The sequence below is a fragment of the Marinococcus luteus genome (assembly GCF_900106595.1).
In the GTDB taxonomy this organism is placed as follows: Bacteria; Bacillota; Bacilli; order Bacillales; family Marinococcaceae; genus Marinococcus; species Marinococcus luteus.
Genome location: NZ_FNNC01000001.1, coordinates 210,135 through 225,843, shown reverse-complemented (window position 1 = coordinate 225,843; position 15,709 = coordinate 210,135). Strand labels below are relative to the sequence as shown.

General features: G+C 53.3%; 12 protein-coding genes and 1 pseudogene. All 13 read right to left on the bottom strand.

Annotated features, from left to right (window positions below):
* Positions 1 to 17: 17 nt before the first annotated feature.
* Positions 18 to 974 carry a riboflavin biosynthesis protein RibF gene (gene ribF / locus BLV22_RS01125; RefSeq protein WP_091610330.1) on the bottom strand — a complete coding sequence of 319 codons (957 nt, stop codon included), beginning with the start codon at positions 972 to 974 and terminating at the stop codon, positions 18 to 20.
* 35 nt (positions 975 to 1,009) lie between these two features.
* A complete protein-coding gene (truB, locus tag BLV22_RS01120) occupies positions 1,010 to 1,912 on the bottom strand; it encodes a tRNA pseudouridine(55) synthase TruB (protein ID WP_342706655.1) in 903 nt (300 codons plus the stop codon).
* A gap of 99 nt (positions 1,913 to 2,011) precedes the next feature.
* The gene (gene rbfA / locus BLV22_RS01115; protein ID WP_091610329.1) at positions 2,012 to 2,362 is read right to left on the bottom strand and encodes a 30S ribosome-binding factor RbfA; all 351 of its coding nucleotides are present in this window, start codon (positions 2,360 to 2,362) and stop codon (positions 2,012 to 2,014) included.
* A gap of 11 nt (positions 2,363 to 2,373) precedes the next feature.
* On the bottom strand, positions 2,374 to 2,649 hold the full coding sequence (locus BLV22_RS01110; protein WP_022792810.1) for a DUF503 domain-containing protein: 276 nt from the start codon (positions 2,647 to 2,649) through the stop codon (positions 2,374 to 2,376).
* Positions 2,646 to 4,403, bottom strand: a pseudogene (gene infB / locus BLV22_RS01105) (translation initiation factor IF-2); the annotation flags it as partial. The pseudogene infB and the gene BLV22_RS01110, both read right to left, overlap by 4 nt.
* A 180-nt stretch (positions 4,404 to 4,583) precedes the next feature.
* On the bottom strand, positions 4,584 to 4,895 hold the full coding sequence (locus tag BLV22_RS01100; RefSeq protein WP_091610326.1) for a L7Ae/L30e/S12e/Gadd45 family ribosomal protein: 312 nt from the start codon (positions 4,893 to 4,895) through the stop codon (positions 4,584 to 4,586).
* A complete protein-coding gene (gene rnpM / locus BLV22_RS01095; protein ID WP_091610324.1) occupies positions 4,885 to 5,160 on the bottom strand; it encodes an RNase P modulator RnpM in 276 nt (91 codons plus the stop codon). Before rnpM ends, BLV22_RS01100 begins: the two co-directional genes overlap by 11 nt.
* An 18-nt stretch (positions 5,161 to 5,178) precedes the next feature.
* Positions 5,179 to 6,294, bottom strand: coding sequence for a transcription termination factor NusA (gene nusA, locus BLV22_RS01090; protein ID WP_022792806.1), 1,116 nt, complete (start codon positions 6,292 to 6,294; stop codon positions 5,179 to 5,181).
* Positions 6,295 to 6,334: 40 nt separating this feature from the next.
* Positions 6,335 to 6,805, bottom strand: a complete 471-nt coding sequence (rimP, locus tag BLV22_RS01085) for a ribosome maturation factor RimP (protein WP_091610323.1) — start codon at positions 6,803 to 6,805, stop codon at positions 6,335 to 6,337.
* Positions 6,806 to 6,994: 189 nt separating this feature from the next.
* Positions 6,995 to 11,290 (bottom strand): PolC-type DNA polymerase III, encoded by a 4,296-nt coding sequence (locus BLV22_RS01080; RefSeq protein WP_091610321.1) that lies wholly within the window; start codon positions 11,288 to 11,290, stop codon positions 6,995 to 6,997.
* A gap of 107 nt (positions 11,291 to 11,397) precedes the next feature.
* Positions 11,398 to 13,110 carry a proline--tRNA ligase gene (locus tag BLV22_RS01075; protein WP_091610320.1) on the bottom strand — a complete coding sequence of 571 codons (1,713 nt, stop codon included), beginning with the start codon at positions 13,108 to 13,110 and terminating at the stop codon, positions 11,398 to 11,400.
* A gap of 101 nt (positions 13,111 to 13,211) precedes the next feature.
* A complete protein-coding gene (gene rseP, locus BLV22_RS01070; RefSeq protein ID WP_091610318.1) occupies positions 13,212 to 14,480 on the bottom strand; it encodes an RIP metalloprotease RseP in 1,269 nt (422 codons plus the stop codon).
* Between the two features lie 60 nt (positions 14,481 to 14,540).
* On the bottom strand, positions 14,541 to 15,686 hold the full coding sequence (locus tag BLV22_RS01065; RefSeq protein WP_091610317.1) for a 1-deoxy-D-xylulose-5-phosphate reductoisomerase: 1,146 nt from the start codon (positions 15,684 to 15,686) through the stop codon (positions 14,541 to 14,543).
* Positions 15,687 to 15,709: the final 23 nt, after the last annotated feature.

Sequence of the window (15,709 nt, the reverse complement as noted above, 5' to 3'; positions counted from 1 at the left end):
GCAAGAGAAAACGGGTTTTAGTCCCTGATTTCCTGCTGAAGCACCTGCTCGGCGGAACGTTTGTCCTCATGCAGCTGCGAAACAAGCGCGTCGAGAGAAGGAAATTTCACTTCCCCGCGCAGCCGGTCCCGCCACTCAATCCGGACAGTTTTACCGTAAATATCTCCGCTGAACTCAAACAGATGAACTTCAATTTCCGGAGGACCGTCCCGTTCGTCGTGAAACGTCGGCTTGTAGCCGATATTGCACATCCCCCGGTACCAGCGGCCATCGATCAGCGCACGCACGGCGTACACACCGTCGTTTGGAAGCAGGTACGGCTCTTCAGACTGAATGTTGGCAGTTGGAAAGCCGATCGTCCGTCCACGTTTTTCGCCTTCGACGACGGTGCCTTCAAATGTATACCAGCGTCCTAGCAGATGGGCGGCTTTGACCATTTCCCCCTCTTCCACCATCCGGCGGATCCAGGTGGAGCTCACCTTCTCTCCGTCTTCGGTATATGGGGATACGGTGGAAAATGTAAAGACGTCCCTTGAATGATACGGGAGCGTCTCCATTGTGCCGCGCCCGAACTTACCGTACGAAAAATCAAATCCAGCCACCGCGTGCTTTACGCCAAGATCAATAATATAGGCATCAACAAAAGCCTGAGGGTCGAGGGCCGCAAAATTCTGGTCAAACCGCACAATGTACAGCTCTTTCACCCCGAGTGATTCGAGCACGCGCTGCTTTTCCTGCAGCGGGGTTAAATAGAACATATCTTCTTCCGTCTGCTTCGAGAGTACCACCTTCGGATGCGGATGGAAGGTCATGACAGCGAGCGGCAGTCCCCTGTCCTCTGCCGTCTGACGGGCCTTTTCAATCACTTCTGTGTGGCCGCGGTGAACCCCGTCGAAGTAGCCCAGCGCCATCACTTTCGGTTTTGAGAGCGAAGCCGTTAACGTATGTGGATGTACAAGATGATGAACTTCCATTATTTTCACCTGCCGATATTCTTTCATTCACGCTATCAAAGAAGCATTGTTTTTGGTTTGAAAATGCCGGGCTTATCTGGATGCGCCGTATATACGGCCAGCAGCTTTCCGCTCTCTGCCTTCACTGCCATCGTCTGCTCCTGAAACCATTCCGCCGGCAGCACGCGCCCGTGGCTGATCTGCTCTGCCGTCTCCTCCGACACTGTAATCGCGGGAAGATGGTCCACAGCCCAGTCCACAGGGTACACGGCGTCTCCGGGACGGCCTTCGGCAACCAGGGCTTCGAGTTCTTCCCATGTGGAGCTGTGCTCCGGACCAAACCCGCCGGACGCCGTCCGGACGAGCTGCTGCAGGTGCGCCGGATACCCGAGCTTCTCCCCGGCGTCGACGGCCAGGGTGCGCACGTAGGTTCCTTTGCTGCAGCTTACATGCACTTTAAAGGAAAACTCTCCGTCCTGCGGAGCCGCATCCATCCCAAGCAGCCGGAAATCATAAATTTGGGCTTCGCGCACAGGGCGCTCGACCTCTATGCCTTCGCGGGCGTACTCATACAGCTTGCGTCCCCGGACTTTGACGGCTGAATACATCGGCGGCACCTGGGTCACCGTACCGGTCAGCGCTTCAAGCGCTGCTTCGATGCGCTGCTTTGCCGGAGCCTTTTCCACCGGAAGAACTGCCACCGGTTCCCCGTCGGCATCTTCAGTCGTCGTTGTTTTCCCGAGAGTGATGATTCCTTCATATGCTTTGGGAGCTTCGTGCAGGTAATCCACCACTTTGGTGGCTTTTCCGACACAAAGCGGGAGCACCCCGGTCACCGATGGATCAAGCGTGCCGGAATGGCCGACTTTTTTTGTTTTCAGCAGCCGGCGTGCACGCACTACACAATCATGGGACGTAACCCCTGCTTCTTTCCACAAAGGAATGATTCCATCAATCATAGGGCTGTTTCGCTCACTTCCGTTACAGAATTCATATACATAGGAAAAGCTGTTTCAAAGTCAGCACAGCTTTTCCAACTTTAAAACAGCTTCTTTCTTCTACTTCTCCCGCTCATTCAAATCGCGCAGAAGCGATTCAATGCGGTTGCCGTATTCGATCGATTCATCGAAAGAAAAGAAGATTTCCGGCGTTTTGCGAAGCTGGATTCGTTTTCCGATTTCACTGCGGATGAATCCCCGGGCTTTTTCGAGGCCCTGAAACGCTTCCTCTTTGTCTTTTTCTTCTCCGAGAACCGTTATAAAGATTGTTGCCTGCTGCAGATCCCCAGTCACCTCTACGTCGGTCACCGTCACAAACTGCACCCGCGGATCTTTGATTCCGCGCGAAAAAATATCTGATACTTCTTTTTTAATCTGCTCTCCTACACGCTGAGCACGTATATTAGCCATCACTGTTCCTCCTATAACCATTCATAGTGTACGGAGGTTATTTCCCATTCCGTATAACTTTCAATCATATGAATGGCACGCTGCAGCTCTTTTTCCGCCCCGGCCTTTTCGTTATGCACGGTGACGATCGAAAGAGCTGCCCGCTGCCAAAGCTCCTGGTAATCCGTTTCCGCCACGGAGAGATTGCGCTGCTTCAGCTTTGTTTTTACGCTCTGAAGCACCGCCCGTTTCTGCTTTAAGTGACTCGCTTCATAAAGCATGCACTCTACATGGACCACGCCGATCATGTGCGTTTAACTTCCTCCATGATATACGGCTCCATAATGTCGCCTTCTTTAAGGTCGTTAAAGTTTTCAAGGGTCACACCGCACTCGTAGCCGGCTGCAACTTCCTTGGCATCGTCTTTATAACGCTTCAGATCCTTAATGCCGCCGTCGAAAATCACAACGCCATCGCGCACGACACGCACTTTGGAGTTCCGGGTGATTTTGCCTTCGAGCACATAGCTTCCGGCAATTGTACCAACGCGGGAAACTTTAAACAACTGGCGCACCTCAACCTGTCCGAGCACGCGCTCTTCATAGACTGGGTCGAGCATGCCTTTCATGGCTGTTTCAATTTCTTCAATCGCATTGTAGATAACCTGGTGGAGACGAAGATCCACATTTTCTGCATCTGCCGTACGCTTGGCGTTTACGTCCGGACGGACGTTAAAGCCGATAATGATCGCGTTGGAGGCCGAAGCGAGGATAACGTCTGATTCTGCAATCGCTCCGGCACCGGCGTGTACGATATTGATTTTGCAGCCTTCCACTTCTATTTTTTCAAGTGATCCGCGAAGCGCTTCAACAGAGCCCTGAACATCTGCTTTGACGATCACATTGATCTCTTTCATGTCGTTTTCCTGAATCTGACTGAACAGATCGTCCAGGTTGATCTTCGAGGTTTGGGCACGCTCGGCGTCCTTTGCCCGGCTCTTACGCGCGTCGGCAATCTGGCGGGCTTTTTTCTCTTCTTCAAAGACGACAAACGGGTCGCCTGCCTGAGGCACATCGTTCAGGCCGATAATTTCCACCGGCTTGGACGGCCCTGCGCTTTTCACCTGGCGCCCGAGATCATCCACCATTGCCCGGATCCGGCCAAAGGCGTTGCCGACTACAATCGGCTCGCCGACATGCAGCGTACCGTTTTGAACGAGCAGAGTGGCAACCGGGCCGCGTCCTTTATCAAGCTCTGCTTCTACGACGCTGCCGCGCGCCCGTTTGTCCGGGTTCGCTTTGAAGTCTTCCACTTCAGCAACGAGCAGAATCATTTCAAGCAGCTCATCGATGCCTTCCCCGTTAATTGCAGAAAGGTTCACAAAGATCGTGTCCCCGCCGTAAGATTCCGGCACTAACTGAAATTCCATCAGTTCCTGCATCACCCGGTCAGGGTTCGCGCCTTCCTTGTCCATTTTGTTTACCGCGACAATGATTGGCACCTCGGCCGCCTTGGCGTGGTTGATGGCTTCTCTTGTCTGCGGCATGACACCGTCATCAGCCGCGACAACCAGAATCGTAATATCAGTTACTTCAGCACCGCGCGCACGCATGGTCGTAAATGCTGCGTGGCCAGGCGTATCGAGGAAGGTAATCAGCTTGTTGTTTTCTTCCACCTGATAGGCACCGATGTGCTGGGTAATGCCGCCGGCTTCCCCGGAGGTTACCTTCGTGTGGCGGATGGAGTCGAGAAGTGTCGTTTTGCCGTGGTCGACGTGTCCCATAATGGTTACTACCGGCGGGCGTTCCTGCAGCTTTGCAGGATCGTCCTGCTCGACATAGTTATCGATATCGAGTTCATCCACCACTTCTTCCTGCTCCACCGCTACGCCGTAATCCGTGGCGATCAGTTCAATGGTTTCTGCCTCGAGCGTTTCGTTGATGGTCGCCATCACGCCGAGATTCATCAATTTTTTGATGATTTCAGAGCTTTCCTTGTTCAGCTTATCTGCCAGTTCCCCGACGGAAAGACTGCCGGCAAACGTGATTTTTTCCGGTGTGGCCTGCTGCTCTTTACGGCCGCCGCCCGGGCGTTTCTGGGTGGTCTTTTTCTTGCTCGGACCTCTGTTTCCCTGGGTGTTTCTTGTTTTATTGCTTCTCACTTTACTCATAGTGACATCACTTTCCTTCCAAAGATATCGTTCCTGAATATTGTTCGTTTTTCGTCCATCTACACGTCCTTCTTAATTTATTTCTTCATCTATCAATTTTATCAGCTTTTTGGCAAAACCGCGTTCTGTGACGGATAAAATAGTTCTTGATTCTTTTCCAATTGCCGCGCCGAGGTCGGCTTTCGTGCCGGCAACACGAAAAGGGCATGAATAAAAGTCCGTTTTATCCGTGAACTTTTTAATCGTATTGGCAGAAGCATCTCCGGCGACGATGACCAGCTGTGCTTTTTTGGTCTGCACGGTTTTAAGAACGGTGTCATCGCCGCTTTTCAGCTCTCCTGCCCGCGCGGCAAGTCCGAGAAAGGACAATGCTTTATCGTTCATGAGCCGCGCCTCTGCGCTCTTCGAGGAGACGGTCATAGTCTTCGTTTGAGACTTTCACCTTCAGATGGCGGCTCAGCGAATCCTTTGCTTTCGCCTGTAAAAACACATCGTCACTGTCTGTTAAATACGCGCCCCGGCCGTTCTTTTTGCCGGAGCGGTCGACAAAAACGGTGTTATCCGGGTCCCGAACGACTCGCACCAACTCTTTCTTGGGCTTTTCTTCTCCAGTAATAATGCATTTTCTCATGGGAATTTTTTTAACCATAGCCGTTCACCCTCATTTTTACAAATCTTCTGTGTCTAAATCAATGCTTGTGCTTGTCACCGGGATCTCTTCCGCATCCTCCGGCGAGAAGATACCGAGGTCTTCGGCTTCGGTTTCACTTTTAATGTCGATCTTCCAGCCGGTGAGCTTGGCGGCCAGGCGGGCGTTCTGCCCGCGCTTGCCGATAGCCAGGGAAAGCTGGTAGTCCGGCACCACCACAAGCGTGCTTTTTTCCTCTTCATTTACCTGAACATCAAGGGCTTTCGCCGGGCTAAGCGAGTTGGCCACGTACTCCACCGGATTATCTGACCACTGCACGATGTCGATCTTTTCGCCCTTCAGCTCTTTCACGATCGTCTGCACGCGCTGGCCGTTCGGGCCTACGCAGGAACCGACCGGATCCACTTCCGGATCGTCAGCATACACCGAAATTTTCGAGCGGTCGCCCGCTTCCCGTGCCACTGAAATAATTTCCACCGTGCCGTCATAAATCTCCGGCACCTCCAGCTCAAACAGCCGCTTCAACAAGCCCGGATGCGTACGGGAAATAACGATCTGCGGTCCCTTGGTCGTTTTTTCCACTTTGGTGATGTATGCTTTCAGACGGTCGTTATGATTGTACGTTTCATTCTGCATCTGTTCACTCTGCGGCAGCAGCGCCTCTACTTTCCCGAGGTCCACGTAGATAAAGCGGTGGTCCTGACGCTGCACGATGCCGGTCATAATATCTTCTTCGCGGTCGATAAAATCGGAATAGATAATGCCGCGCTCAGCTTCGCGCACGCGCTGGGTCACGACCTGCTTCGCCGTCTGCGCAGCGATGCGCCCGAAGTTTTTCGGGGTGACTTCCATTTCCACTACGTCGTCGAGCTCGTACGACGGGCTGATCGCTTGCGCTTCCTCCTGAGAGATTTCAAGCCGTGGATCAAATACCTCTTCAACCACTTCTTTGCGGGCAAATACGTGAATCGATCCGGTATCACGGTTGACGTCCACCCGGACGTTCTGCGCCTGGTTGAAGTTTCGCTTGTAGGCGGAAATCAACGCGGCCTCGATTGCTTCGAGCACTATTTCTTTATCGATACCCTTGTCATTTTCCAGTACGTCCAATGCTTCCATAAAGTCTGCATTCATGGAATTCAGATCCTCCTTTTTCTCGATGCCCGCCGCACCGTTAAAAAATGATGGCGAGCCTTGCTTTAGCTACTTTACTGTACGGTACATGCACCGTGCGTTCCGTCTGTTTCTGTTTGGTGGAAATCAAAAGCTCTCCGTCTTTGAAGTCACTCAGCTTTCCTTCGAACGCTTTTTCTCCTTCAACGGGTTCATACGTGGTAATGTACACGTTTTTTCCGACTGAACGTCGGATATCTGCTTCGTTATTCAGCGGACGCTCCGCGCCCGGCGAAGAAACCTCCAGATAATAAGCCTCCTGGACAGGGTCCATTTCGTCGAGCTGTTCACTCAGCCGTTCGCTCACCCGTCCGCAGTCTTCAAGATGCACACCGGAGGGGCTGTCCACAAATACCCGAAGGTACCAGTTTTTTCCTTCTTTCTTATATTCTGTATCCACGAGTTCCAGGTCCAGTTCTTCAGCAATCGGCCGCGCCAGACGTGCTGCGAGGTCTTTAATACTTTCTTTCATTACGTACCTCCCTGCTGCTTTGTCATCATCTTCATTTCTTCCAATGATAGTATATAGTTTATTTTATGCAGAAAGCTTCAACCATAAATGAAAGAGTGGGTATCCACCCACTCTTTCGCCGTCTCGATATACCTCTCACTGCCCATTATCATAGCACGATTTGTGCATTTTCGCAAGTCTCGCTGCTGTTTAGAACAGAGAAAGTTGGTTTGTATCCGGCAGGCCGTCGAGGCATCCGTGCAGGTCGAGGTGCTCGATCACTGTTTTGGTTGCCTTGCTGCGCTGCTGCAGGTCTTCCTTGGATAAAAATTCTCCATTGGCGCGCGCTTTCACCACGTTGACCGCTGCGTTCGTCCCTACGCCTTCAAGAGCGTTGAACGGCGGAATCAGCTGGTCGCCGTCGACGACAAATTCACTTGCTTCCGAACGGTACAGGTCCACCTTCTGGAAACGGTAGCCCCGCTCGGTCATTTCAAGCGCAAGCTCCAGCACGGTCACAAGGCTTTTTTCCTTCGGAGAGGCGTCAAAGCCCTTCGCCTGAATTTCATCAAGCTTCGCGCGGATCGAGGTGCTGCCGTTGATCATCGTCGGCAGATCAAAGTCGTCCGCCCGGACCGTAAAGTACGCTGCATAAAACAGGATCGGATGGTGCACTTTAAAGTAGGCAATCCGGACTGCCATCAGCACGTAGGCAGTGGCGTGCGCTTTCGGGAACATATATTTAATTTTCAGGCACGACTGGATGTACCACTCCGGTACGCCGTGGTTTTTCATTTCTTCAATCCATTCCGGATCAAGGCCGCGTCCCTTACGGACGAATTCCATGATTTTAAAGGCGAGCGAATGCTCGATGCCTTTATAGATCAAATACACCATAATGTCGTCCCGGCAGCCGATAACGTCCTTCAGTTCGCATGTGCCGTTCTGAATCAGCTCTTGGGCGTTTCCGACCCAGACGTCCGCGCCGTGGGAAAGCCCGGAAATCTGAACCAGCTCGGAAAACGTGGACGGCTTCGTGTCTTCAAGCATCTGGCGCACAAACCGGGTGCCGAACTCTGGAATGCCGTACGTTCCCGTTTTGCAGTTAATCTGCTCCGGCGTCACACCGAGCACTTCCGGGCCGCCGAAGATTTTCATGACTTCCGCGTCATCGGTCGGAATCGTCTGCGGATCAATGCCGCTTAAATCCTGAAGCATGCGTATGACTGTCGGGTCATCGTGGCCGAGAATATCAAGCTTCAGCAGGTTATCGTGGATGGAATGAAAGTCAAAGTGCGTCGTTTTCCATTCCGACGTTTTGTCGTCTGCCGGAAACTGAATCGGACAGAAATCGTGAATGTCATACTCATCCGGGACGACGATAATTCCGCCCGGGTGCTGCCCGGTCGTCCGTTTAACACCGGTACACCCGCTGACGAGCCGGTCGATCTCCGCTCCGCGCAGATGCAGCTCGTGGTCGCTCTGATAGCCCTTCACAAATCCGTACGCCGTTTTGTCCGCCACGGTACCGATTGTTCCTGCCCGATACACTTTTTCCTCGCCGAACAGTTCTTTCGTGTAATTATGGGCCCGCGGCTGATAGTCGCCGGAGAAGTTCAGGTCAATATCGGGCACTTTATCGCCTTTGAATCCGAGAAACGTTTCAAACGGGATATCGTGGCCGTCTTTAATCATGTCCACGCCGCAGCTGTCGCACAGCTTATCCGGAAGGTCGAATCCGGAGCCGACCGAGCCGTCGTCAAAAAACGTCGACTGCCTGCATTCCGGACAAACGTAATGCGGCGGCAACGGGTTTACTTCGGTAATTTCTGTCATCGTGGCAACAAACGATGAGCCGACCGAGCCACGCGAGCCGACAAGATAGCCGTCCTCGAGGGATTTTTTTACGAGCTTCTGCGAAATCAGGTAGATGACATCAAAACCGTTGCCGATGATGCTGTCGAGCTCTTTATCAAGCCTGGTTTTCACAAGCTCCGGTATCGGGGAGCCGTAAATGCTCTCCGCCCGGCGGTAGCACATTTCCCGTATTTCTTTATCCGAGCCTTCGATGTTTGGCGTATACAGGTCGCTCGGCACCGGGTGGATCGTTTCCACCTGGTCTGCAATTGCCTGGGTGTTTTCCACTACAATCTTTTCTGCGGTACGGTCATCCAGAAAATCAAAGCAGGAGAGCATTTCCCCGGTTGTGCGGAAATGCACCTGCGGAAGCGTCTGGTTGTTCAGCGGGTTCGCCCCGCCCTGCGACGCAATCAGAATCTGCCGGTAGTTGTAGTCGTGCTCATCCATGTAGTGGGCGTTACCGGTGGCAACGACCGGGAGGTTCAGTTCCTCCCCGGTGCGGATGATTTTCTGAATCACATCCTTAACGTCGTCGTGGCTTTTCAGAAGCTCCTTTTCCACCAGGTGCGCATAGTTTTCCGGCGGCTGCACCTCGAGGTAGTCGTAAAATTCAGCGGCTTTTTTCGCTTCATCCTCCGACTTCTGCATCATCGTTTCAAACACTTCGCCTTTGTCACACGCCGAGCCGACGAGTATGCCTTCGCGGTACTTCTGCAGCTTCGAACGCGGGATTCTCGGCGTGCGGAAAAAATACTCCAGATGCGAAAGCGTGACGAGGTGATACAGGTTTTTCAGCCCTTCCTGCGTCTGGGCGATCAGCGTGCAGTGCGACGGGCGCAGCCGGTGAAAGCCGGACTGGCCCATGTTATCGTTCAGCTGTTTATGGTTCGTGATGTCCTGAGCGAGCGCATCCTTCATCATTTTCCAAAGCAGGTACCCGGTCGCTTCCGCATCGTATATCGCCCGGTGATGGCTTACGAGTTCGATATCAAACGTTTTACAGAGCGTATTCAGCCGGTGGTTTTTTAAATTCGGATACAAAAAGCGGCCGAATTCGAGCGTATCGATTACCGGCATGTCTGCCGTTTTACCGATTTTTTTGTATCCCTCCCGGAGAAAGCCCATGTCAAAGCTTGCGTTATGGGCGACAAGCACCGAATCCTTGGAAAAGGCGTAGAAATCTTCAAGCACCGGTTCAATTTCCGGCGCATCGACGAGCATGTCATCTGTGATGCCGGTCAGGTTAATAATGGTGTCGGTCAGGTTTTCATGCGGGTTTGAAAAGCGTTCAAACCGGTCGATAATCTCGCCGTCTTTTACCTTCACCGCTGCGAGCTCGATGATGGAGTCGTACACGACTGATAAGCCGGTCGTTTCCACGTCAAAGACGACATAGGTTCCTGTTTCAAGATCCACGTCCGCCTCGTTGTATGCGATCGGAACGCCGTCATCTACGAGGTTCGCCTCCATGCCGTACAGCACCTTAATATCGTGCTTTTTGCCGGCATTGTATGCTTCCGGAAACGACTGCACGACGCCGTGGTCCGTGATGGTGACCGCCGGGTGGCCCCATTCGGCTGCCCGGGCCACGTATTCCCCGGCGGAAACCGTCGCATCCATCTGACTCATATTCGTGTGGGCGTGCAGCTCGACGCGCTTCTCTTCGGCGTCGTCGGTTTTGGACGCTCCCTGCACCTGGATCACGTCGTTTGCGATCATGACCAGGTCCCGGACGAACGTATCGTCCTGGACGCCGCCCCGGGCCTTTACCCAGATGCCTTTCTGCACCGCTTCAAGCAGCGGCACCTGTTCTTTATCCTTGGAGAACATTTTGATCATAATCGAATCGGTGTAGTCGGTAATTTTAAACGTTAACAGCGTCCGGCCGCTGCGGAGCTCCTTCGTTTCCGCTTCAAAAATGTAGCCTTCCACCGTAATGCGGCGCTCTTCTTCGCGGATATCTTTAAGCGGCACGGCTTCGTCCTTGATCGGATAACCGATCTGAATCGACTGGGACGCACGCTTGGAGTCGGCTTCGGTTTCCTTTTTCTTGCGCTCCATCATCGCTTCAATTACTTTGGAGTGTTCTTCCTGCTTTTTCTTTTCTTCGAACTGTTCCTTTTCTTCATCGCTCGTTTTGGCTTCCATCGTAAAGGCGGCAGCCGGCAGCCCGAACAGCGGCAGGACATCGTTCATCGCCTGCTGCAGCTTCGGCCCGAGCGAATTCATTTCAATATCGCTTTTACACGGGAAAATCAGCTCCCCCTCCCGCAAAAACGGCGCTCCTCCGTTCAGCCTCATGCGCAGGTGGGGGTCATAGCCTTCAAGCTTCTGCATAATCAGCGGCCAGTAGTCCGGGATCGCGTCCACCGGAACAGTCGTGCCTTCTTCGTAATGAAGCGTAAAATCAACAGCGGCAATGCTTTCAAACGCGGACTGCAGTTTTTCTTTCAGCAGCGCATATACCGTAAACGGCAGCGGCGCTGCAAGCGTCAGGTGAAAATGCCACTGCTTCTGTTCTTTATGAATCACAAGCTTTTCGAGGCGGCCTTCTGTAAAATAACGGTTGGTTTCTTCTTCCGGCATGCCAATCTGCTCGAGTAGCAACTCAAAACGTTCCTGTTGGATGTGACGGTCGGTCTGCACGTTTCTCGCCTCACTTCTTCGTTCTTTTGTAATTCATTTTATCAAAAAAATTCATTTCCGGCAGGCTCAGGGAAGAGGGAAACCCCTCCTGGAGTCACCAGAAAGGGTTAATGGATTTCAGCCCACAGCTTTTCTAAATACTGCGGAAGTTCACTGACAGCGACTTCCACGTTTTCACCGGCTGTGCGGGATTTTACTTCCACAATCTGCTCGCCTGCTTTTTTGCCGCAGGCGATACGCACAGGCAGACCGTAAAGGTCCGCATCCTTAAACTTCACGCCCGGCCGCTCCTTCCGGTCATCGAGCAGCACGGACCAACCGCTTTTCTGCAGGCTCTCGTACAGTTCGTCGCCGAGCTGCTGCTGCTCGTCCTGCTTCGGATTGAGCACCAGCAGATGCAGATCAAACGGGGCGGCTGCTTTCGGCCAGCAGATGCCGCTCTCGTCATGGTTCTGCTCAATAACAGCCGCAATCGTCCGGCTCACGCCGACGCCGTAGCTGCCCATAATGATCGGACGGGCTTTGCCGTTTTCATCCAAAAACGTCGCCCCGAGCGCTTCGCTGTACTTCGTGCCAAGCTTAAACACGTGCCCGACCTCAATACCCTTGGCGAAACGGACCGTCCCCCGGCCGTCCGGAGACGGTTCACCTTCCTGGATGAAACGCAGATCTGCGTACTGCCCGACAGGGAAGTCCCTTTCCGGCACCGCGTTCTGATAGTGCCGGCCGTTTTCGTTGGCTCCGCATACGGCGCCTGTCATGCCGCGCACCGCGTAATCGGCAAGCACTTCAACGTCTTCAGGCAGACCGGCAGGACCGATAAAGCCGGGCTCTGCTCCAAATGCTTCTTCTATCCGCTCGGCGGATGCGGGCTCAAGCACTTCAGCGCCCACCGCGTTTGCCACCTTCACTTCGTTAACGTCGTGATCGCCGCGCATAAGCACGGCCACCAGGCGGCCGTCTGCGTCAAATGAGACAGTTTTCAGGCACTCCTCACGCTTGATCCCTAGTTTTGCAGCCACTTCTTCAATCGTGCGCTCCTCCGGTGTATCGACCATGGACATTTCTTCCGCGGCCGGCTCCGGCTTTGAGACGTTATCCGGTATGGCGGCTATTTCAATATTTGCCGCAAAATCGCTTTCGTCGGAATACACGATAGTGTCCTCCCCGACATCGGAAAGCACGGTGAATTCATGGGTTTCGCCCTGTCCGCCCATCGCTCCGGCATCAGCCTGCACCGCCCGGTAGTCCAGCCCCAGACGGGTAAAAATCCGCTCGTAGGCGCGGTACATCGCCCAGTAGCTTTCGTTCTGCGCCTCGTAGGACGTATCAAACGAGTACGCATCCTTCATAATAAATTCGCGTGCGCGAAGCACCCCAAAGCGTGGACGCGCTTCGTCGCGATATTTAGTCTGAATCTGGTACAAAATCGCAGGCATGCGTTTGTATGTATTCATCTCATCCTTTACAAGGGCGGCAATGTTTTCTTCATGCGTAGGGCCGAGCACAAAATCACGCTGGTGGCGGTCCTTGAAGCGCATCAGTGCCGGCCCGTAATTGTCATAGCGGCCCGACGCCTGCCATACCTCTGCCGGCTGCATGGCAGGAAGCAGTACTTCCTGGCCGCTTGCTGCATCCATTTCCTCGCGGACAATGCCTTCAATCTTACGGAGCACCTTGTGGCCGAGTGGAAGGTAGGAATAAACTCCGGCTGCACTCTGGCGAATCAGACCGGCCCGAAGCATCAGCTGGTGGCTCGCAATGTCCGCTCCCTGCGGCACATCCCGGAGAGTGGGACTGAATAAAAATTGTTGTCGCATACTATATCAACCTCTTTCTCTTATACATCTGCGTCTGTAAGCTCTTTGGTTATTTTAACATAAGAACGGTGACGGGGCTTTGGCTCCGTCACCGTTTTTTATTACGTGAATAAGCGGTTAATATCGTTCCACGTCACTGCAATCATCAACAGCAGCAGAAGCGCGAAGCCGAGCAGGTGGATCATGCCTTCCTTCTGCGGTTCGATCGGCTTGCCGCGGACCGCTTCGGCAATGATAAACAGCAGCCGTCCTCCGTCAAGCGCCGGCAGCGGAAGAAGGTTGACGATCCCAAGGTTGACGCTGATCATGGCAGACCACGCAATAAGGGTGAGAAGCCCTGTCGCGATCACCTGATCCGTCGCATCATAAATACCTACCGGACCGGCCAGGTCATCGAGGGAAAATTCGCCGGTCACAATCGTGCCGAGCGTCTGGAAAATCAGCGTGGACACCTCATACAGCTGCGTGCCGCCGTACTGCAGCGATTCTGTGAAGGACCGTTCCGTTTCGGCATAAACACCGATCTGGCCGACTTCCTCACTCGAGCCTTCCTGCACCGGAACGCCGTCGATGGTGACCGTGTCTTCAATTGTCTCTCCGCCGCGTTCAGCGGTGACCGTGACTTCTTCTCCCGGGCGCTCCTGGACAACGCCGGTCATTTCATTCCATGAGTTCACGGACTCGCCGTCCACGGTGGTGATAACATCGCCTTCTTCAAACGTGGATTCACTCAGCGGCGAACCGCCGGCAATCCCCCCGATAGCCGGGGTATCCTGCGGAAGTCCGTTGGCGAGAGCGTAAATAACAAACAGCACGAACGCGAGCACAAAGTTCATGAACGGGCCGGCAAAAATGGCCACTGCTTTTTTCCAAGGCCGCTTGGAGCCGAACTGCCGGTCCCACGGCGCAATCTGTTCACGCTTCTCATCAACAATCAGGTCACACGTCCGGTCGATGTCGTACCGCTTCAGTCCGGATTCTTCTTCATCCTCCACCGCTTCAATATAAAGCTCGCGCTCCATATCGATCGATTCCACGGATACAACTTTTGCTTCCGGGTGCTTGGATTTATTGTTTACGATAATTTCTTTTACTTTTCCTGCATCGTTAAACGTCAGGCCGATTTCATAGCCTGGTTTAATATTGACCGGGTCCGGATCGTCCCCGGCCATTCGCACGTAACCGCCAAGCGGCAGCAGCCGGATGGTATAAACCGTTTCATTGCGCTTCGTCGAAAATATCTTCGGCCCGAATCCAATCGCAAACTCCCGGCACAAAATGCCGACTTTTTTGGCAAAATACAAATGGCCCCACTCGTGTATGGCCACCAATAAGCCGAACATGACAATTACCGCTATCAGCGTATCCAAAGCTTATTCACCTTCTTCTTTTGCTCTTTCTTACCATTATAGAGTGTTTGTGAAAGAACGTCACGTTAAAAGCGTCTGCACGTGTTCTCTAGTTTCCCGGTCCACGCGTAAAATCGTGTCGAGGTCCGGATGTTCAATGCGCTCGTGGCGCAAAAGTGCCTCTTCCACAGCAGTTTCAATTTCAAGGAAAGCACACTGGCTGTTTAAAAACATAGCCACCGCCTGTTCATTGGCTGCGTTCAGGACCGTTCCCATGGAGCCTCCGGCCCTGCCGGCATCGTAGGCCAGCCGGAGGCTGCGGTAGCGTTCAAAATCCGGCGGCTGAAAATGCAGAGTGCCTATTTCCCACAGATTCAGCGATTCCTTGGCCGGATAGTCAAGCCGCTCCGGGTAGGTCATGGCGTACTGAATCGGCACGCGCATGTCCGGCAGCCCGAGCTGGGCAATCACACTTGTATCCTGATACTCCACGAGCGAATGAATGATGCTTTCTTTATGCAGCAGCACATCAATACGATCGTAAGGAATACCAAACAGCCAGTGAGCTTCGATCACTTCAAAGCCTTTGTTCATCATCGTGGCCGAGTCGATCGTAATTTTGGCCCCCATGCTCCAGTTTGGGTGGTTTAAGGCGTCCTCCACCGTGACTCCGTCAAGGTCGCTGCGTGAATAGTCACGGAAGCTGCCTCCCGAAGCAGTCAAAATCAGGCGGCTCACTTCCTTTAACTCATTTCCTTCAAGGCACTGGGCAATCGCCGAATGCTCGCTGTCGACCGGCAGCAGGCGTACGCCGTGCTCCTGTGCTTTTTCCATCACAAGATGGCCGGCAGTGACGAGCGTCTCTTTATTCGCAATCCCGATATCCACCCGGTTTTCGATCGCCCGCAGCGTCGGTTCAAGCCCCATGCTCCCACTGACCGCATTCATCAGAAAATCACAGGAGCTGCCCGCAATTTCCATCAGGCCATCGTGGCCCCAGACGGTGCGAATACGCCCGCCGTATTCCGCCTGAAGCGTTTCGGCATCTTCTTTTGTATGAACCGCCACAATTTCAGGGGAGAATTCTTCAATCTGCTTTCGTACGAGGTCTACGTTTCTGCCGGCAGCAATCGCCGTTATCCGGAACCGTTCCGGATGCAGACGAACAACGTCGAGCGTTTGTGTACCGATGGATCCGGTGGACCCAATCAATGCTATTCGTTTCATGGTTTAAACTCCTTTAGGTTGGC

Coding starts and splice junctions, on each gene's coding strand:
- BLV22_RS01075 (WP_091610320.1), bottom strand. CDS start 13,110: ATGCGACAACAATTTTTATTCAGTCCCACTCTCCGGGATGTGCCGCAG.
- rnpM (WP_091610324.1), bottom strand. CDS start 5,160: ATGGTTAAAAAAATTCCCATGAGAAAATGCATTATTACTGGAGAAGAA.
- nusA (WP_022792806.1), bottom strand. CDS start 6,294: ATGAATGCAGACTTTATGGAAGCATTGGACGTACTGGAAAATGACAAG.
- rimP (WP_091610323.1), bottom strand. CDS start 6,805: ATGAAAGAAAGTATTAAAGACCTCGCAGCACGTCTGGCGCGGCCGATT.
- rbfA (WP_091610329.1), bottom strand. CDS start 2,362: ATGGCTAATATACGTGCTCAGCGTGTAGGAGAGCAGATTAAAAAAGAA.
- BLV22_RS01100 (WP_091610326.1), bottom strand. CDS start 4,895: ATGAACGATAAAGCATTGTCCTTTCTCGGACTTGCCGCGCGGGCAGGA.
- BLV22_RS01110 (WP_022792810.1), bottom strand. CDS start 2,649: ATGATCGGCGTGGTCCATGTAGAGTGCATGCTTTATGAAGCGAGTCAC.
- ribF (WP_091610330.1), bottom strand. CDS start 974: ATGGAAGTTCATCATCTTGTACATCCACATACGTTAACGGCTTCGCTC.
- BLV22_RS01065 (WP_091610317.1), bottom strand. CDS start 15,686: ATGAAACGAATAGCATTGATTGGGTCCACCGGATCCATCGGTACACAA.
- truB (WP_342706655.1), bottom strand. CDS start 1,912: ATGATTGATGGAATCATTCCTTTGTGGAAAGAAGCAGGGGTTACGTCC.